16 protein-coding genes and 1 pseudogene are annotated in these 17,743 nt (G+C 71.7%); 7 read left to right on the top strand and 10 right to left on the bottom strand.

Annotation, left to right across the window (positions count from 1 at the left end; all coding sequences use genetic code 11):
• Positions 1 to 15 precede the first annotated feature (15 nt).
• Positions 16 to 888, top strand: a complete 873-nt coding sequence (locus AB0J66_RS29750; RefSeq protein ID WP_364667424.1) for a methylenetetrahydrofolate reductase — start codon at positions 16 to 18, stop codon at positions 886 to 888.
• A 10-nt stretch (positions 889 to 898) separates the two neighbouring features.
• Here the strand turns inward: AB0J66_RS29750 and AB0J66_RS29745 are convergent, their stop codons facing one another.
• Both AB0J66_RS29745 and AB0J66_RS29740 read right to left on the bottom strand, forming a co-directional pair.
• Positions 899 to 3,643, bottom strand: coding sequence for a BTAD domain-containing putative transcriptional regulator (locus AB0J66_RS29745; protein ID WP_364667423.1), 2,745 nt, complete (start codon positions 3,641 to 3,643; stop codon positions 899 to 901).
• A gap of 260 nt (positions 3,644 to 3,903) precedes the next feature.
• Positions 3,904 to 4,427: pseudogene (locus AB0J66_RS29740) on the bottom strand (helix-turn-helix transcriptional regulator); the annotation flags it as partial.
• 119 nt (positions 4,428 to 4,546) lie between these two features.
• Between AB0J66_RS29740 and AB0J66_RS29735 the strand changes: the two are divergent.
• Together AB0J66_RS29735 and AB0J66_RS29730 are read left to right on the top strand one after the other, a co-directional pair.
• On the top strand, positions 4,547 to 4,855 hold the full coding sequence (locus AB0J66_RS29735; RefSeq protein WP_364667420.1) for a hypothetical protein: 309 nt from the start codon (positions 4,547 to 4,549) through the stop codon (positions 4,853 to 4,855).
• Positions 4,852 to 5,349, top strand: a complete 498-nt coding sequence (locus tag AB0J66_RS29730) for a hypothetical protein (RefSeq protein ID WP_364667417.1) — start codon at positions 4,852 to 4,854, stop codon at positions 5,347 to 5,349. Before AB0J66_RS29735 ends, AB0J66_RS29730 begins: the two co-directional genes overlap by 4 nt.
• Here AB0J66_RS29730 and AB0J66_RS29725 read toward each other — a convergent pair.
• Positions 5,337 to 6,380: an Lrp/AsnC family transcriptional regulator gene (locus AB0J66_RS29725; protein WP_364667415.1), complete on the bottom strand. Its 1,044-nt coding sequence runs from the start codon at positions 6,378 to 6,380 to the stop codon at positions 5,337 to 5,339. The genes AB0J66_RS29730 and AB0J66_RS29725 overlap by 13 nt on opposite strands.
• Positions 6,381 to 6,436: 56 nt before the next feature.
• Here AB0J66_RS29725 and AB0J66_RS29720 point away from each other — a divergent pair, with 56 nt between their 5' ends.
• The 3 genes from AB0J66_RS29720 to AB0J66_RS29710 all read left to right on the top strand — a co-directional run bounded on the left by AB0J66_RS29720 (position 6,437) and on the right by AB0J66_RS29710 (position 9,502).
• Entirely contained in the window at positions 6,437 to 7,423 is a 987-nt protein-coding gene (locus AB0J66_RS29720) for an amidohydrolase family protein (protein ID WP_364667412.1), read from the top strand.
• 33 nt (positions 7,424 to 7,456) lie between these two features.
• Entirely contained in the window at positions 7,457 to 8,746 is a 1,290-nt protein-coding gene (locus AB0J66_RS29715) for a serine hydrolase domain-containing protein (RefSeq protein ID WP_364667410.1), read from the top strand.
• Positions 8,747 to 9,091: 345 nt separating this feature from the next.
• The gene (locus tag AB0J66_RS29710) at positions 9,092 to 9,502 is read left to right on the top strand and encodes a hypothetical protein (RefSeq protein ID WP_364667409.1); all 411 of its coding nucleotides are present in this window, start codon (positions 9,092 to 9,094) and stop codon (positions 9,500 to 9,502) included.
• On the opposite strand, the gene AB0J66_RS29705 is transcribed toward AB0J66_RS29710, so the two are convergent.
• The 4 genes from AB0J66_RS29705 to AB0J66_RS29690 all read right to left on the bottom strand — a co-directional run bounded on the left by AB0J66_RS29705 (position 9,485) and on the right by AB0J66_RS29690 (position 14,796).
• Entirely contained in the window at positions 9,485 to 10,306 is an 822-nt protein-coding gene (locus AB0J66_RS29705) for an SAM-dependent methyltransferase (protein WP_364667406.1), read from the bottom strand. The two genes, AB0J66_RS29710 and AB0J66_RS29705, sit on opposite strands and share 18 nt — an antisense overlap.
• Positions 10,303 to 11,733, bottom strand: a complete 1,431-nt coding sequence (locus AB0J66_RS29700) for a glycoside hydrolase family 76 protein (RefSeq protein ID WP_364667405.1) — start codon at positions 11,731 to 11,733, stop codon at positions 10,303 to 10,305. Before AB0J66_RS29700 ends, AB0J66_RS29705 begins: the two co-directional genes overlap by 4 nt.
• A 78-nt stretch (positions 11,734 to 11,811) precedes the next feature.
• On the bottom strand, positions 11,812 to 13,785 hold the full coding sequence (locus AB0J66_RS29695) for an AarF/ABC1/UbiB kinase family protein (protein ID WP_364667403.1): 1,974 nt from the start codon (positions 13,783 to 13,785) through the stop codon (positions 11,812 to 11,814).
• 24 nt (positions 13,786 to 13,809) lie between these two features.
• Positions 13,810 to 14,796, bottom strand: a complete 987-nt coding sequence (locus AB0J66_RS29690) for an aldo/keto reductase (RefSeq protein WP_364667400.1) — start codon at positions 14,794 to 14,796, stop codon at positions 13,810 to 13,812.
• An 81-nt stretch (positions 14,797 to 14,877) separates the two neighbouring features.
• Here AB0J66_RS29690 and AB0J66_RS29685 point away from each other — a divergent pair, with 81 nt between their 5' ends.
• Positions 14,878 to 15,741 (top strand): AraC family transcriptional regulator, encoded by an 864-nt coding sequence (locus AB0J66_RS29685; RefSeq protein WP_364667398.1) that lies wholly within the window; start codon positions 14,878 to 14,880, stop codon positions 15,739 to 15,741.
• Here the strand turns inward: AB0J66_RS29685 and AB0J66_RS29680 are convergent.
• The 3 genes from AB0J66_RS29680 to AB0J66_RS29670 all read right to left on the bottom strand — a co-directional run bounded on the left by AB0J66_RS29680 (position 15,713) and on the right by AB0J66_RS29670 (position 17,672).
• Positions 15,713 to 16,585, bottom strand: a complete 873-nt coding sequence (locus AB0J66_RS29680) for a PhzF family phenazine biosynthesis protein (RefSeq protein ID WP_364667395.1) — start codon at positions 16,583 to 16,585, stop codon at positions 15,713 to 15,715. The genes AB0J66_RS29685 and AB0J66_RS29680 overlap by 29 nt on opposite strands.
• 51 nt (positions 16,586 to 16,636) lie before the next feature.
• Positions 16,637 to 16,870, bottom strand: a complete 234-nt coding sequence (locus tag AB0J66_RS29675) for a hypothetical protein (protein WP_364667392.1) — start codon at positions 16,868 to 16,870, stop codon at positions 16,637 to 16,639.
• A gap of 160 nt (positions 16,871 to 17,030) precedes the next feature.
• Positions 17,031 to 17,672, bottom strand: coding sequence for a fasciclin domain-containing protein (locus AB0J66_RS29670; protein WP_364667389.1), 642 nt, complete (start codon positions 17,670 to 17,672; stop codon positions 17,031 to 17,033).
• Positions 17,673 to 17,743 lie beyond the last annotated feature (71 nt).

Genomic DNA, 17,743 nt, shown 5'->3' with positions numbered 1-17,743 from the left:
GGTCGAGGAGGAACATTGAGTTGTCAACCCAACCCGGCCACCGCCGTCCTTTCGGCGCTGCTGACGGACTTCTCTCTCGAGATGACCGGCAAGGACAAAGCCGATCTGACCTCGGCCCAAGATCTCATCCCTGACGGAACCCGCATCAATGTGACGTTTCTGGGCGCCGAGGACGCGCAGCTTCGGGTGGCCGCCGCGCAGGCGGTCCGCGAGGGCGGCTTCAGCCCGGTGCCGCACATCTCCGCACGCCGCCTGGCTTCTCGGGGAGCGCTTGATGCGTTTCTTTCCGGGCTGCGCTCGTCCGCCGGCGCCGACGACGTGCTCGTTGTCGGCGGCGATCTCAGCGAGGCGCGGGGTCCGTACGTCGACGCCTTGTCGATCATCGAGTCCGGCCGGCTCGAGCGGCACGGCATACGACGGGTCAGCGTGGCCGGCTATCCGGAGGGACATCCGGACATCGGCGACGACGTGCTGTGGGCCGCATTGAGCGACAAGACCGCGGCGCTTCAGGCCCGCGGTCTTTCCGGGGAGATCATCACGCAATTCAGCTTCGACGCCGGGCGAGTCCTCGACTGGCTGGCCACGCTACGCGGTCGAGGCATCACCGCAACCGTCCGGATCGGCGTGCCGGGGCCGGCCGGCGTCCGCCGGCTCATGCGTTACGCCGCCCGCTTCGGCGTGGGCACGAGCGCCGGCATCGCCCGGAAGTACGGCTTGTCGATCGCCAACCTGATGGCCACCGCGGGACCGGATCGTTTCCTCGAAGAATTCGCCAGGGACCATGACCCCGAGCGGCACGGGCCGGTCAAGATCCACCTCTATACGTTCGGCGGGCTGAGCGCGACGTCGCGATGGATCGAGGACTTCCGGTCACAAAGGCTCGGGTGATGCGGGTGGATCAGTCCGGTCCGGGCCGGGCGGTGCTGTGCAGCCGGGCGAGGAGGTGGTGGGCGATGTCGACGTCCATGTCGTCGCAGAAGGTCAGCCCCTCGAGCCAGGCCTCGCGGGCCTCGTCGTGGCGGCCGTAGGCGGTCATGATGTCGCCCAGCGTCGCATGGACGGCCGCTTGGGAGTACCGCTCGTGCTGAGTCAGGTGCGAGAGCGCGCGCTTCGCGAACTCCAGCGCCTCGTCCAGGCGGCCCTGAGCCAGCGCCGCCTGGCTGTAGACGTGATCGGAGATGCCCATGCCGCGCACGTCGCCCTGCTTCTCGAAGATGGCTTCCGCGCGCCGGGCGAGCATGATTGCGCTGTTCGGATGCCGGTCGACGTATTCCAGGGCTATCGCCTGCAGGAGGTTGGCGTGGGCCCGGTGCAGGCCGTAGCGGTGCAGCAGTGGTAGCGCCTGACGGTAGAGGGCAGACACCCGGTCGATCCGGCGGCGCACGCACCAGATCCGGGCCTCGTTCGCGAGTGCCAAAGCGCGTTGCGGCTGCAGGTCGAGTTCTTCGAAGAGCTGCTGGGCGGACACGAGGTGAGCCAGCGCGGTGTCGTAGTCTCGCGCCACGAAGTAGGCGCCGGCCAGGGAGCGGTGCATCTGGGCCCGGCCTTCCCGATCACCCGCCGCCACGGCCACGTCCAGGGCGAACCGGGTGGCGTCGCGCCACTGCAGAACGCGATTCGTGCGGTGGTAGAAATTTTGCAGGCCGAGCGTGAGGCGCCAGACCCGGCCGGACTCGCCCCTTGCGGCGGCATCCTCGATCAGGGCCTGGACGACGTCGAGCTCGGCCAGCAGCCACGGCATGGCACCGGCGGCCATGGCCTCCTCGACCTTGCGGGCCTGCTGGACGCGGGTCATCGCCTGCTCGAGGCCGTCCTTGTAGAGATCGTAGAGCCGGCTGCGGATCGCGGCGATCTCGGCGGGCCGGTCCAGTTTGGTGGCGAGTTCGGTGGCGTAGGCGGCCGACAGGAGGTGCATCTGGTAGCGGTGGGGCCGGTGCTGGGTGATGAGCCGGGTGCGCAGGAGTTCGCCGATCAGATGGCGCATCGCGGTTTCGCCGGTGGCGAGGGCGGCGGCCATGGCTTCGATGGTGAAGTCGGGGCCGGGGTGTACGGACATGGCGCGGAACAGCCGGGCCGCTTGCGGGCTCAGCCGCTGGTAGGACCAGGAGAAGACGGCGCGGAGGCTGTTGTTCAGGTTGGCGTCGGTGAAGGCGTCGAGGTTGTTGTGCGCGTGACGAAGGTCGTCGAGGACGGCTGACGTCGGTAGGCCGTGGATGCGGGCGCCGACCAGGGCCATGGCCAGCGGGAGCCGGCCACAGCGCTCGATGATCTCGTCCAGTTCGGCCGGATCCGCATCGTCCCAGCTGCCCGGGTCGGCGAGGAATGCGGCCCGGGCCTCGGACAGCTGGGGGATGCTCAAGGTGATCAGTTTTGCGCCCGCGGTGACGGCCAGGGGAGTGAGGCGGGTGCGGCTGGTGATGATGACCAAGCAGCCGGGGCCGCCGGGCAGCAGGGGGCGGATCTGCTCGGCGTCGGCGGCGTTGTCGAGCAGGATCAGAACCCGCCGGTCGGCGAGGGTGCTACGCAACATCGCCGCCAATGTGGCGTCGTCATCGGTGACTTTCGCCGCCACCCCCAGACCCGCCAGCAGGATCTGCAGTGCTTCGGCCGGCTCGGCCGGAGCAAGCCGGGCATCGAATCCGCGCAGGTTGAGATAGAGCTGCCCGTCGGGGTAACGCGGCGCCAGTTGGTGGCTGACGTGAATGGCCAGGGTGGACTTGCCGACGCCGGGGATGCCGTCGATGCCGATCACCGGCACTATGCCGGACGAGGCTTGCGCGTGGTGACGAATCTGCTCCGCCTCTCGATCTCGTCCGAAGAACCGGCCATGGTCGGAGGGAAGCTGGGCCGGCCGCACCGTGGGACGCAGGAAGGTTGTCTCGTCCGGCTGGTGGGTGAGGTTGTGCAGGGCGGTTTCGAGTTCGGGGCCGGGTTCGACGCCGAGTTCGGTGTCGAGTCGGTGTTTGGCGTTCTGGTAGACGCGGATCGCTTCGGCGGTGCGGCCGTCGGCGGCCAGCAGGGTCATCAGTTTGGCGTGCATTGCTTCGTCGAGGGGGTTGCGGTCGGCGGAGCGGCGTGCTGCCATCAGCACTGCGCTGGGGTGGTTTTCGGCCAGGGCCCAGTCGGCGGTCTCGCGCACGGCTTGTGAGCATTCGTCCTCGAGGGCGGCGAAGACGGGGTGGGTGGTCAGGGCCGGGTCGAGGCCGGCGGCGCAGCGGTCCTGCCACAGGGCCAGCACCCGGGCGGCCCTCTCCAGGGCTTCGCCGCGCCGGCCTTGGGCGGCGGCCTGCCGGCTGCGGGTCATCTCGTGGCGGAACTGGGCCAGGTCCAGCGATTGGGGGCCGACCCGGAGGCGGTATTGCCCGGCCTCGCCGAGAAGCCAGGCGCCGGTGGCTCGTCGGGGCAGGCCGGGTTCGAGCATTCGGCGTAATGCGCCGATGTATCGGTGCGTGGCGTTCACGGCGCTCTCGGGCGGGGCGTCGCCCCACAGGATGTCGATCAGCTCGGCGGTGGACACCCATTCCCCGCCGCGGGCCAGCAGCAGGGCCAGGATCAGCCGCTGCTGCTTCGGGCCCAGGGTGAGCTCCTCCTCGCCCCGCCAGGCACGCAGAGGCCCGAGCAGAGCGAACCGAATCTCCCCCATTGGTGACCATTCTTCGTATGTCGGGACCGGTGGTCAGATCGATAGTCCCCCTACGGTCATCGCGTATACCAATCTTTGACTGAAGTCACGGCCGTCGCGGCTGTGGTGGGTCAGTAGCGAGGGAACGGCGCCCACTGTTTGACCGCGAAGGCGTCGCCGCGGTGTTCGACCTCGAGGGCGCTGTGGCCGGCGAGGTGGGCCGGGAGGCCACCCAGGCGCCGTCGACCAGGCGGGAGTTCCAGCCGATGTGGTCGGGCCGCGTACAGCTCGCGGGTGTGCGGGTCGAGGAAGACCAGCCGGGCCATGTTCGGCCGTTGCCGCGGCCGTTCCGGGGCCGGCCGGTCGAGGTGCCCGGCGAACAGGGCGTGCCCGGCCGCGTTCCAGGCCAGGACGTCGCTGCGCCGGCCCAGCACGATCGTGGGCACCTCGCCGAGCGCGTGGAGCAGTTGCCGTACGGCCGGGGTCATCTTTTCCGGGGTGACCCGCCGGCCCGCCGGTGGCCGCCGCGTCCCCGCCGCCAGTTGATGCAGGTGCCGGCGTTCGGCGTCGTCGAGGCCGAGCGCCCGGGCCAGCGCGTCGAGGACGTCGGGGAGGCATTGGACGCCTGGCCCTGCTCCAGCCGCGCGTAGTAGGGGGCGCTGACCCCGGCCAGCTGGGCCAGTTCCTCGCGGCGCAGGCCCGGCACGCGGCGGCGGTCGCCGTAGGTGGGCAGGCCGACGTCCTCGGGCCGCAACTGCGCGCGCCGCGTCTGGAGGAACTCGCCGAGCTGGTGTTTCGTGGCCATGGACTCAGTATTGGCGGCTGTCGCGGGCCCAGCCACACCCTCGCGGGGTCAGGCAATCATCGGTGTTGATCGATTGCGGGCGGGGCGGTTGTACCGTGCCGAAGGGGAAGGGGGACCCCATGGCACAGCCGATGCAGGAAGTCGACATCCCGGGTCTGACGCTGGCGGCGGCCACCGTCGAGCAGTCCGCGACGATGCTGGACACGGCCCGGGCCGCGCACGGGGCGCAGCTCGCACCCGGTGGGGCGATGGTCGGGTGGATCACCGAGGGGCGCCTGGCGGCGACCGCGGCGATCTGGGTGGCTCATCTGACGCAGCTCGGTGCGCAGGTGCACGTGTTCGCGGCGGGGCTCGGCACGTCCGCCGACGAGTATCAGGTCATCGATGAGCACGTCGCGGAGCGCTACCGGCAGGTGCAGCCGCGATGAATCTTCAGCTGCTCGCTCAGATGAACACGGAACTGGTGGCCGCGAGCGCGGCCGAGTGGACCGCGCTGGCCGGCGGCATCGCCGGGGCCGGGGATCAGCTGGTGCGCGGCCGGCAGGAGGTCGAGGACGCCTGGCGGTCGGGAACGGCCGCGGAGGCGGCCCGGCAGCGGGCCACCGTGCTGGTGACCGAGGTCTCCGCCGCCGAGCCGCCGTGCCGGCAGATCGGCGTGGCCCTGCAACAGCACGCCGACACGGCCCGGGCTTTGCAGGTCTCGCTGCAGCAGATCGTCGCCGCGGCCACCGGGCAGGGGCTGATCGTCAACCTGGCGGCGGGGACGGTCTTCGCGCCGGCGGCGGTGGTCTCGGTGTTCGGGGCGGCCGCTGGCGCGCAGCTGGTCGCCGTCTACACCGCCCAGTTGCAGGCTCTGCTCGCGCAGGCCGTCGCGCTCGACGCTCGTACGGCCGGGGTGCTCGGCGCCAATCAGCCCCGCTGAGCCGGCGTCAGTCGGTCGCCGTCGACGCGGGTGCCGACCTGTTTGATCTGGCGCCAGGTGGGTGCGACCTCCAGCGCCTCGACGCCGGGGAGCGGGCCGACCCGGTCGGTGGTGAACTCGAACAGGCCGTCGAGGTCGCGGCTGTGCACGACGGCGTGCAGGTTGTGGGGGCCCGAGACGGCGGCGGCGAACGCGACTTCGGGCATCCGCGCGAGCGTACGGCCGACGGTTTTGAGGTGAGCCGGATGCACCCGCAGTAGGAGGTTGGCTCGGGCGTGCAAGCCGAGGGCGACCGGGGCGATCTCCACGTCGAGGTAGAGCACGCCCTCGTTCAGCAGCGCCTGGAGGCGGCGGGACGCCCGGCCCGGGGTGAGGCCGGCGGCGGCGCCGAGGTCGACCAGGCTGGCCCGGCCGTCGGCGGCCAGGGCGGCCAGGAGCTGGTCGTCCTGGGTGCTCAGGGCGGCCGGCTGGTCGCGGACGACCGGGCGTTCGGTGAACGGGCTCGCGCCGGTCGAGCCGAGGGCCGCCTCCTCGTCGGGGGTCAGCACGCCGGCCAGGGCGGCCCAGTAGTGCCCGCGCCCGGCGACGAACTGGCGCAGCTGCACCGCCGCCTGCACGTCCAGCACTGCGGCAGCCCGGGGCAGGCGGCGGCCGAGCAGGTCGTCGCGCTCACCCGCCGACCGAGAGCGGACGGCGCAGGTCACCTCGGAGCCGGCCGCGGCCAGCGTCACCCAGCTGACGTCCTCACGCTGGGCCAGGGCGTCGGCGATGGCGGCGCCGCTGCCGGGCCGGCAGCGCAGCCGCACCATCCATTGACTCTGGCCGAGCGCGCCGGGGTCGACGACGCCGACGACCCGCAGAAGGCCGGCGCGGTGCATCCGGCGGTAGCGGCGGGCGACCGTCATCTCGGACAGGCCCAGGGCCGACCCGACCGCGGCGAAGGCGGCGCGCGGGTCGATTTGAAGTGCGCGCAGGATTCGTACGTCATCAGGCTCCAGCATGTTGGAATCTGCTATCTCCCGCGCCGCCATGGAGATGATTTTACGTCCTGTCCTCACCCCGAAAAACGACGATCGACTCTTGGGCCATGACTCTCATCGCGATCGAAGAACACTGGATCATGCCGGAGCTGACGTCGGCGCTGCGCAGCGCGCCACGCGACGGGCAGGACGACAGCCTGGCCTTCAACGACCTGGGTGACCATCAGGAGCGCCTGCGGGACCTCGGCGCCGGCCGGATCGCGGCGATGGACGCCCAGGGCATCGACCTCGCCGTGCTCGCCCTGACCCCGCCGGGCACCCAGACCCTCGACCCCGAGGAGGCCGTACGGCTGAGTCGCGCCGCCAATGACGTGGCGGCGGCCGCCGTCGCGGCGCACCCGGATCGATTCCGCGCGATGTCGACGCTGCCCATGTCGGCGCCGGGCGAGGTCGCGGCCGAGCTGGAACGCGCGGCCGGCCTGGGCCACGTGGGCACGATGGTCTACGGGCGCTCGGGCCCGCTGATGCTGGACGACCCGGCCTACGACGACTTCTTCGCGGCGGCGGCCCGGCTCGGCCAGCCGGTGTTCCTGCACCCCCAACTGCCGTCGCGGGCGGTACGCGACGCCTCGTACCGCGGCTTCGACCCGATGACGGAGCTTGCCCTGGCCACCTTCGGCTGGGGGTGGCATCTCGACACGGCGACGGCGGCGCTGCGTCTCATCCTGCGCGGTACGTTCGACCGGCACCCGGATCTGCAGATGGTGCTCGGGCACTGGGGCGAGATGCTGCTGTTCTGGCTGGACCGGGCGGACAGCCTGTCCCGGGTCGCCGGCCTGCCCCGGCCGGTGTCGGACTACGTGCGCTCGAACTTCCACATCACGACGTCCGGGATGCTCAACCCGGCGCTGCTGCGGCACGCCCTGTCGGTGACCACCCCGGACCGGCTGATCTTCTCCACGGACTATCCGTTCCAGCAGCCGACCCAGGGCGAGATCACGGCCTTCCTCGGCGAGTTCCCGAACCCCGAAGGGTTCATGTCGGGCAATGCCGCGGCCCTGTTCGGCATCGATGCCCGTGCCCCGCGTCCCTGACGTGGTGACGCGGTTACCCCTATGATCTCGGGCATGTCTGTGACCCGCCGCCATGTCCTGAGCGCCGGCGCCGCCGCGCTCACCGCCACTGTGGCCGGCTGCGGCCGTGACCGCAACGACTGGGTCGACGGGCAGACAGGCGGTGGTACGGGTGGTGGCGTCACCGCCGCCGCGGCCACGCCCGCCTATGTCGCCCCGCTCAAGGCGGTGCTGACCAAATATCTGAAGCCCACCCCGGCCAACCCGAAACACCCGACGTACGCCGGCGCCGCCCTGGTCGTCATGGTCAACAACTCGACGACGGCCAACCTCGCGGTCGGTCACGCGCTGCGGTACGGCGCCGGTCCGGTCGAGCTCCCGGCGGCCAAGCGGGTCGCGATGCGGACGGACTCGATCTTCGACCTGGCCTCGCTGACCAAGGTGTACGTCTCCATCGCGCTGCTCCAGCAGGTCGACCGGGGCAAGATCGTCCTGGACGCGCCGGTCGCCCGCTACCTGCCCGGCTTCACCGGGACCAACAAGAGCAAAGTGACCGTACGGATGTTGCTGACCCACACCAGCGGGCTGCCCGTCGGCGTCACCGGGGTCAAGGGTCTCTCGGTCGCCGCCCAGCGGGCCAAGGTGCTGGCCACACCGCTGGTCAGCGGCGCTGTGCCGGGCAAGACGTTCCGCTATTCGAGCGCCGGGCTGATGGTCGCCGGTCAGCTCGTCGAACGGGTCACCGGCACCACCCTCGAGGCCGCCATCCGCAGCGGGATCACCGCGCCGATGGGGCTGACCACCATGGGGTTCAACCCGAAGAAATGGCTGAGCGCGGCCGATCAGGCGGCCCGGCTGGCCGCCACCGACGCCCGGACGTCGCGCGGCCTGCTCCGCGGTGTCGTCCACGACGACATCGCGGCCCAGATGGGCGGGGTGATCGGCAGCGCCGGCCTGTTCGGCACGGCCCGCGAGGTCGCCCTGACCGGCCAGATGCTGCTCGCCGGCGGCGTCTACGGCGGCAAGCGCCTGCTGTCGGCCTCGATCGTCAAGCAGATGCTGACCAACTACAACGCCGGCCTGCCCGCGGTCGACCCGGAGCGGCCGGGCCGCCCGTCCGACCACGGTCTCGGCGTGACGCTGCGCCAGCCGTGGTTCATGGGCGCCCTGTCGTCGCCCACGACGTTCGGCCACACCGGTTTCACCGGTACCTCGCTGCTGGTCGACCCGCGCCGCAAGCTCGTGCTGTCGTTGATGACCAACCGCGCCCACCCCAATTGGAGCTGGGCCGACCCCGACCCGATGCGGGCCGAGATCGCCAGCACCCTGGCCAAGTACCTCTGACCGGGACGCAGCCCCGCCTGGACCCGATCCGCCCACAACGGCAACGGGTGACGGATCCTTGCCTCAGCCGCCGGGCAGGGTCGCCTGGCCCCGGCGCAGCGAGACCCGCAGGCGCCCGTCCGAGCCCTTGTGGGATGACGACGACGGCGGCGGGTGGCAGAGCCGCCACACGGTGGATCGCCCGTAGCGGCGGCCGCGTGACCGGTGAGGCGTCGACGTGGACGGGGCCCGGGGCGAGCCTGCCGGGTCGCCAAGGCCTCGAACCGCGGAGGCGCCGGGACCGCGGTTGGCGGGCGTCTGCGCCCTCCTGATCCGAGCGAGAGTCGTGGACGGGATCATAGACGGGTGGTATCTGCCGAGACGGCGCTGCTTGCTGCAGCCGCCGTCCATCTGGGTTTTCAGGTCACCGTGACGGCGGTGGTCTATCCGGCGCTGGCGCGAACGCCGCCGGAGCAGTGGATACCGGCTCACCGGGCCCATTCCCGGGCTATCACCCCGGTCGTCGTCGTGGTCTACGGGGCGCTGCTCGTCACCGGCGGGTGGGCGTTGTGGTCGGCGCCGGGGGGCTGGACCTGGGTGGCGGTGGCCGGGACGGCCGTCGCGTTCCTGGTGACGGCGCTGGTGGCCGCGCCTGCTCACGGGCGGCTCGGGCGCGGCCGCGATCCGGTTGTCCTGCGCCGGCTGCTGCGCGCAGACCGGGTGCGGACGCTTGCGGCGGCCGTGACGCTGGCCGCCGTGCTAGTGGTGGTTCTTTGACGCGATCACCGTGCGCTCGCCCGGGAACACCGCCAGCGTGCGGCCGAGGGGCCGCAGGAGCTGCTCCTGATATTCCTCGGCACCGAGGTCGGCGAGCACCGACAGGCCCTGACCAGCCAGCCGGTCCTGCAGCTCGGCCGGGTCGAAGGCGGTCCGCCAGTGCAGGCGGCGGGCCCAGCCGCCGTGGCGCGGGTCAGCGGCCACTGCTTGCGGCAGGTAGGTCAGGACGAATCGGCTGCCGGCGGGTTGTCCGCCGGCGTACGTGAGCAGTTTTTCGGCCGCCTCCCGTGGCAAGTACATGCTCACCGCCTCGCACAGCAGCAGGACCGGCTGGTCGAAGCCGGCGTCCACCGGTTGCTTCGTCAGGTCGATCGGGGCGTACCGCACATGGGCCGGCAGCGCGTCCAGGACCCGTACCACCGCGGTCTTCTTGGCCTTTTGAACCGTCGGCAGGTCGAGCTCCACCACCGAGGCGGCGGCCATCTCCGGCATGCGGTAGGGGCGGGTGTCCATGCCCGCCCCGATGATGACGACCTGTTCGATGCCCTGCGCGAGCGCTTGCCGGCACGCGTCGTCGATGGCGCGGGTGCGGCAGACGACGGCGCCGTAGAAGCCCGGCCCGGCGCGCTCCAGCAGGCTCAGGAAGACCCGCCGCAGAACCCGGTGGCGGGTGACGTACGCGGGCCAGCCGGTCAGGAACCGCTCGGCGAGCGGGTCGTCGAACAGCGGTTGCGGGGCGTGCGCCTCCAGCGCCCGCATCATGCCGGCGCCGGACGCGGTCCGTTCCGCCCCGTCGGCCGTCACGGCGCGGCGTTCAGCAGGTCGAGGGCGCTGTGCTGGCAGCTGTGGTTGGTTCCGGCGAACGGGCCGGTCCAGTGCGAGCCGTACAGGTCGAGGCTGTCGCGGCTCTTGCCGTACGCGCTGTCGGCGTTGCGGGTCAGGTACGCGTTGTACGCGCCGCCGACGGCCGTGTTGAGCACGCCCAGGCCGCGGATCGCCGCGCCCTTGAACGAGGCGCCGTCGCCGCCGCAGGAGTCGGGCTCGTTCGGCTCGCGCAGGATGCCGTTCGGGGACAGGTAGGTGCTGGTGGTCATCGCGTCGCCGATGCGCCGGGCGGTGGCCAGCGCGGTGGCGTCGCCGGTCAGCTTGTTGAGCTGGACCAGCCCGTTGATCAGGACACCCTGGTTGTACGTCCACGTCACGTCGCCGTTGTTCTTGCAGGTGCTCAGGTTGATCCCGTCGTTGACCAGGTTCGAGCCGTTGAGCATGCCGGTGCTCTGGAACCATGACCAGCCGGCGCGGGCCCGGTCCCGGTAGGTGGTGTCGCCGGCCAGGCGCTGGCTGAGCATGGCGTTGAGCTGGATGTACAGGCTGTTCTCGATGGCGTTCTTGTTCTTGCGGTCGGTCTTCCACCAGACGCCGCCGCCGCAGGTGCCGTCCCAGTAGCTGTGCATCCAGTCGGCGTCGGCCCGGGCGGTGGCCAGGTAGCGGCTGTCGCCGGTCACGTCGTAGGCGGCCACCCAGGCCAAGCCCCACCAGCCGGTGTCGTCCAGGAACTCGTTGCGGAACTGGCCCTGCCGGGCGTTGACGTTCTTGTCGTAGGTGGCCGCGATCGCGTACTGGTAGCTGCGCAGGCCGCTGCGCTGCAGGTTGCCGATGACCGCGGTGAGCGCGTTGGCCCCGGTCCACCAGCCGTTGCCGTCGAACAGGCCGGTGCCGCGGTCGAAGCGCATCATCAGCGCGGTGGCCGCGGCCGTGCGCCGGTCCCACGCGTTCCAGGTGCTGCGGGCCCACGCGGTGCAGCTGATCTCCGGCCGGTCGCCGGCCTTGCCGCAGGCGCGCAGGGCCCCGACCCCGTTGGTGTTCCAGTCGTCCACGTTGTACTGACCGGTGCGCCATCCGGTGCCCCCGGCCGGAACCGTGGTGTCGCCGAGCTTGGAATCGCCCGCCCACGAGCGCCCGCCGTCGAAGGAGCGGTCGATCCACACCTCGTCGGCCGCCCGCCCGCCCTCGACCGAGGCCCAGGCCATCGCGTCGGTGTCATTGAGGTGGAGCTTGAACGTCCGGCCGTAGAGCGTGCTGCTCACGGCGACCCGGTCCCCGGGCGCCGACGCCGCGTCCCGGCCGTCGCAGTAGCGATTGCAGATCGTCGCGGCGGCGGCCGGGGCCGCCGGCACCAGGACGGCCGACGTTATCAGCACGGCCGTGGCAATTTTCGACAGCGTACGCACACGGGCTCCTCTGCATCGGGAGAGAGCGCTCTTACGGCGACGCTAGGCATCGAGTGACATCGATGTCAATGGTTATCGTCAGTCGGGGCGGAAGACGGTGACCAGCACGCGCAGGACCAGGACGGCCGAGACGACCAGCAGGCCGTAGCCCAGCAGCGGGAACAGGGCGACCCCGTCGCTGACCCGAGGGCCGCCGTCGGTGCCGAGCAGCAGGGCGGCCATCACACCGGCGGTGGCGCCGATGATGGTGAGCAGGGTCTGGTGAAGCAGGCCGGTGACCAGCCGCCGGTCCTGATCGTCGGCGAACAGGCGGACGTTGAAGCGCAGCCGGCCGTGCTCGACCGCGTCGCCGATCCGGTCGAGGCGGCGGGGGAGGCCGCGCAGCATCGGCAGCAGGGTGGTCAGCTCCTGCTCCAGCGCGTCGCGCAGGTTGTCCGGGGTGAGGGTGTCGGCAATGCGGCGGCCGGCCGAGGCCCGGGCCTGACCGACAAGGTCAAATTCCGGGTGTACGAGGGAGAGCGTGCCCTCCAGCGTCGTGACGGCCCGGAACACGGCCGCCACGGGCGCCGGAACGCCGAGGCCGTGCGCGGCGAACGTGGTCAGCAGCGCGGTGACCGCCGCGACGCCGACGGTGCTGCCCGGCGCCGCGTACCGCACGATCAGCGCACCCACCACCCGCTGCAGCTCCCGCTCGTCCACATCGTCGGGCCGGTCGAGCAGTTGCAGCAGCGCGTCGGTGACCGCCACCGAGTCGCCGCGGCCGACGGCCAGGAGCAGCCGGCCGATCGCGGTGCGGGTCACCGCGTCGATCCGGCCCACCGAGCCCAGGTCGAGCATGCCCAGCGTGCCGTCCTCGTCGAGCAGCAGGTTGCCCGGGTGCAGGTCGACGTGGAAGAGGCCGTGGACCAGGATCTGGTCGAGCATGCTGTCGAGCAGGCCGGCCGCGATCCCGGCCCGCCGACGGTCGTCGAGGCGGGCCAGCACCGGGGCGGCCGCGCCCAGCGGCGTGCCGGGCAGGCGGTCCATCACGAGGACCCGTTCCGAGCCGAGGGCCGGGTACGCCCCGGGCACGCGTACCCCTCGCCCGGGCGAAGCCGCCAGCGCGGCCGCCATGGCCTGCAGGTTGTCGCGCTCGACGGTGAAGTCGAGCTCCTCGCGGAGCGCCGCCGCGAAACCGGACGCGAGACCGCGGACGCCGAAGGCCCGCCCCCAGGCCGTCCGGTCCTCCAGCATGTCGCCGAAGCGGAGCAGGATGTCCAGGTCGCGCTCGACCACGCGGGCGATGCCCGGCCGCTGCACCTTCACGACCACCTCGGCCCCGCCGGCCAGCCGGGCCCGGTGCACCTGGGCCACCGACGCGGCGGCCATCGGCGCCGGGTCGATCTCGGCGAAGACCTCGGCCACCGGCCGGCCCAGCTCGGCCGCGAGGACCGCCTCGATCTCCGGCCACGGTACCGGGGTCGCCTTGTCCTGCAACGCGGTCAGCTCGTCGATGAACTCGGCCGGCAGCAGATCACGCCGGGTCGACAACAGCTGCCCGATCTTCACGAAGGTGACGCCGCCCTCGTCCAGGGCGGCCCGCAGCGAGCGGGCCAGCCGCCGCCGCGCCGCCGCCGACGTCGGGCCCGGCTGCGGCCGGCCCCGCAGGAACCGGCCGAGGCCGTGCCGCAACGCGATCCGCACGATCGTCGAATAGCGGCGGGTCCGCTCGATCCGGCGCCGCACACCCCGTACGGCCTCGACCGGACCCGGCAGCGACCCCGTCGGCAGCAGCACCTCGAGCACGACCAGCGCCACCATGGCCAGCAGAACGGCCACCACGAGCGAGGCCGTGGCGAGCAGGAACGCCTCGCCCCCGCCGACCTCCGCCGGGTCGGCGGGCGCGAACGCCGACAGGATCGGCGCCGTCACCAGCATGGCCAGCACCGCGGCCAGCAGCGCCCGCACCAGCCCCACCCGCACACCGAGCAGCCGCCGGATGACCGCCGCGAACGCCAGCACCGTCACCACGACGACGGGGACGAACAGCAATATCGACAGGGTTCGCTCCACGAGCAGTGACGGTATCGCCACCTGTCACCAGGTCGGGAGCATCACCTCCGGGTAGCGGGCGCCGAAGCCGCCGTGGGGCAGGATCTCCTGGATGCGGGCCAGGTCGGCGGCGGTCAGGGTGACGTCGGCCGCGGCCACGTTCTCGGCCAGCCGGTGGGGGCTGCGGGTGCCGGGGATCGGCACGATGTCGGGGCCCTGGGCGAGCAGCCAGGCCAGGGCCAGTTGGGTGACGGCGATGCCCTTGCTCTCGGCGAGCGCGCTCAGATCCCGTACGGCCGCCAGGTTCTTCTCGTAGTTGCCTGGTTGCCAGCGGTCGTCGAAGCTGCGCATGTCGTCGGCCGGGTAGTCCGCGGCGGGCTTGACCGAGCCGGTGAGAAAGCCGCGGCCCAGCGGCGAGTAGGGCACGAAGCCGATGCCGAGCTCGCGGACGGCCGGCAGGACCTCCGCCTCCACGGCCCGTTCGAAGACCGAGTACTCGGTCTGCAGGACCGAGACCGGCTGTACGGCGTGAGCGCGCCGGATGACGTCGGGGCCGGCCTCGCTGAGCCCGAAGAACCGGACCTTGCCCTCGGCGATCAGCTCGCCGACGGTGCCCGCCACGTCCTCGATCGGCACGTCCGGGTCGACCCGGTGCTGGTAGAGCACGTCGATGACGTCCGTGCCGAGGTGGCGCAGGCTGTTCTCGGTCACCTCGCGGATGTGCGCGGGCCGGCTGTCCAGCCCGACGCCGACGTTGGCGGGATCGCTCAGGTCGAAGCCGAACTTGGTGGCGATCACCACGTCGTCCCGGAAGTCCTTGACGGCGCGGCCGACCAATTGCTCATTGCTGCCGGTGCCGCCGCCGTACAGCTCGGCCGTGTCGAAGAACGTCACCCCCAGCTCGTACGCCCGGCGGATGGTGGCGATGCCGCCCGCCTCGTCGGCCGCGCCGTAGGCCATCGTCATGCCCATCGTGCCCAGCCCGATCGCGCTGACCCGCAGGCCTTGCTGTCCCAGTTCGCGTTTCTGCATGCCTCAACGCTAGGAGCGCGATCACGTCGCGCCATGGGCTGCGACTCGCATAGGATTGCCCGATCCTCTCAAGGGAGTCTCATGTTCGAGCGCCTCGTCGACCTGGTCGAACGGCACAGCACCGGCTTCGGCACGTCGACCGCCGTGCCCCGGCAGAGCCTGGTCGCGCTGGACGAGCCGATCATGCCGGCCGACCTGATGTACACGCCGATGATCTGCTTCATCGTCGGCGGGGCCAAGCGCACCGTCGCCGGCGAGCGCAGCTGGGTGGTCGGCACCGGGGACATGTTCCTCAACTCGGTGGCCATGCCGGTCACCGCGGTGTTCGAGCGCGTGCCGTACAGGGCGGTGGTCCTGAGTCTCGAGGGCCGGGCCCTGGACGACGTCCTGCTCGACGCGGACCCGCCGGAGCTGGTCGAGATGCAGACGACCGCGCCGATGACCCCCGAGATCGTCGACGCGGTCACCCGCTGGGCCGGCCTGCTCGACTCCCCGCGCGACATCAGGGCCCTGGCCGGGCGGATCGAGGGCGAGATCCTCTACCGGCTGGCGACCGGTCCGCTCGGGCCGGTGCTGCGGCAGTGGGCGCGCACCGACACCGCCGCCGCCCGGGTCCGCGCGGCCGCCTCCTGGCTGGTCGGGCACTACCGGCAACCGCTGAGCGTCGGCGACCTGGCCGCGCGGGCCCACATGAGCCCGGCCACCCTGCACCGCCACTTCAAGACGGCGACCGGCATGAGCCCGCTGCAGTTCCAGAAGCAGCTGCGCCTGCAGGAGGCCCGCCGGTTGCTGCTGAACGGAACGGCCACCGCGGCCCAGGCGGCCCAGGCCGTCGGCTACGCCAGTGCCAGCCAGTTCAACCGGGAGTACCGCCGCTTCTACGGCCTCCCGCCGGTCCGCGACGCCGCCCGGTTGCTCACAGCCGGAGCTCCCCCGACGCGGTGATGACCCCGGATCCGGAGAGCCGCACCCGGTCGCCGGTCACGTCGACCCGGATCCGGCTCGGGCGGCCGAGCCGGTGCCCCTGCTCGATCAGGACGGGGTCGCCGGCCGGCACGTGACCGGAGCGGATGAGAGCGACGGCGAGTGGGCCCGCCGCGGTGCCGGTCGCCGGGTCCTCGGCGATGCCCACGGTGGGATTGAAGAACCGGGTGTACGCGCTCGCGCCGTCGTCGCCGTCGGTGGTGAACAGATAGCAGCCCTCCCCGCCGGCCTCGGCCAGGATCGCCGCCAGCTCACGGTTCTGGGCCACGCTCGCGTCGACCGTCTCCCGGCTGATCAGCGGGACCAGCAGATGGCCGACGCCGGTCGACACGACCTGGGCGACGGCCGCGAGGTCGTCCGGAACGAGCCCGAGCGCGGCGGCCAGCCGTTCGCCGTCGGTGACCCTCTCACCGAAGCGGGGCTCGCCCTGGTCCATGACGATGCGGACCGGCTCGCCCGGCACGCGCAGGATCTCGACCGGGAGGACCTCGGAGCCGATCCGCTGGCGCATCGTCACCGATGGCTCGTCGCCGGTGAGTCCCTGGTCGGCCAGCCACAGCCAGGCGCCCAGCGCGTTGTGACCGGCGCCGTCGACTTCGACCCCGGCCGGGGTGAACGAGCGCAACCACCAGTCGGCGCCGTCGTCGGTGGGCCGCAGCAGGAACGTGGTCTCCGACTGGTTGAACTCACGGGCGATCGCTTGCATCTGCGGCACGCTCAGCTCATCGGCGTCCGGCACCAGGGCGAGCGGGTTGCCGGTCAACGGCCGCTCCGCAAACACATCGACGAAAAAGAATCGAGTCATCGGCACAGTCTCGAACCAGGCCGACCGGGACGCCACAGACTTCCCGCGCAGTCAGGGCTCGGTGTAGACGACGATGCGCAGATCGCCCGGGTTGAGCGTCAGAACGTCCAGATCAAGGTCCAGGTGGCCGTGGACCGGGCTCGGCACCCGCAACCGGTCGGCGTGGCCGCCCGGAGCCGGTGGGGCATCCCAGAGCCGCACGAACTCGGGACTCCGGGCGTGCAGATCGGCGATCATCGAGGACAGCTCGGTGTAGTCGTCGCCATCCTCGACCGCGCCGGTCATCGCGATCGGGGGTGCCGATCAGGCGCTCCACCGTTGCGTTGCTCATGCCGGACGACGCCACCCACGCGCCCGCGGTCCGGGCGGGGCCAAGATGTACCAGCTCGGGCAAAGAGAACCGGGCGCGGACCGGTGTGGTCCGCGCCCGGAGCTGGGAGAAGGGTCAGGGCAGGTCGATCGGGCGGAGCACCCGGTCGATGCCGTGAGCGATCTGCTTGTTGCCCTTGTTGACGTCGAACCGGTTGACCCGCGGGTTGCGGTCGTTACGGTCGGCGTCGATCAGCGCGATGCGCTTGTACCAGCGGCCGTAGACGTCGACCTTGACGGTCGAACCGGCGGCGGTCTTCAGCTTGGCCCCGTCGGCCTTGAGGGCGGCCTTGCGGTCGATCGTGGCGCCCGGGACGACGTGGTAGAGCAGGACCGACTCGACGGTGTTGATGCCGAGCCCGGTGACCGCGGTGAAGGCCGCCTTCTCGCCCGGCAGCTTCCTCGTGTGCTGGATGTCGGCCACGAGCCGGCGGAAGGCCAGGTCGTTGGGGATGAACGCGGTGACCGCGGTCTTGCCGTCGGCCAGCACCTTGACCGGGCTGGCCGGCTTGGCCTTGAGGACGGCCTGCACGGCGGCGGTCAGGATGTCGTAGTCGTAACCGTTGCGGTCGAAGCCGCTCTTGTCCGCGGTCAGCACCGCGGCCAGAGACCTGGTGCCCAGCGGCTTGGTCTTGGGGTGGGCGCTGGCCGGGACGGCGGTAAGGGCGGAGGCGACGATGGCCGCGGTTGCGACGGCGGCGACTCGGGTGATCCTCATTCGAGCGTCCTTTCCGGTACGGGATGGTGGCCTCGGTGCCACCACCCCGTACTTCGCCCGGCGGTCGCCGG

It is taken from the genome of Actinoplanes sp. NPDC049598 (genome assembly GCF_040675435.1).
GTDB lineage: Bacteria > Actinomycetota > Actinomycetes > Mycobacteriales > Micromonosporaceae > Actinoplanes.
The sequence above is the reverse complement of the archived record's forward strand: the minus strand, read 5'-3'. Positions and strand labels throughout refer to the sequence as shown.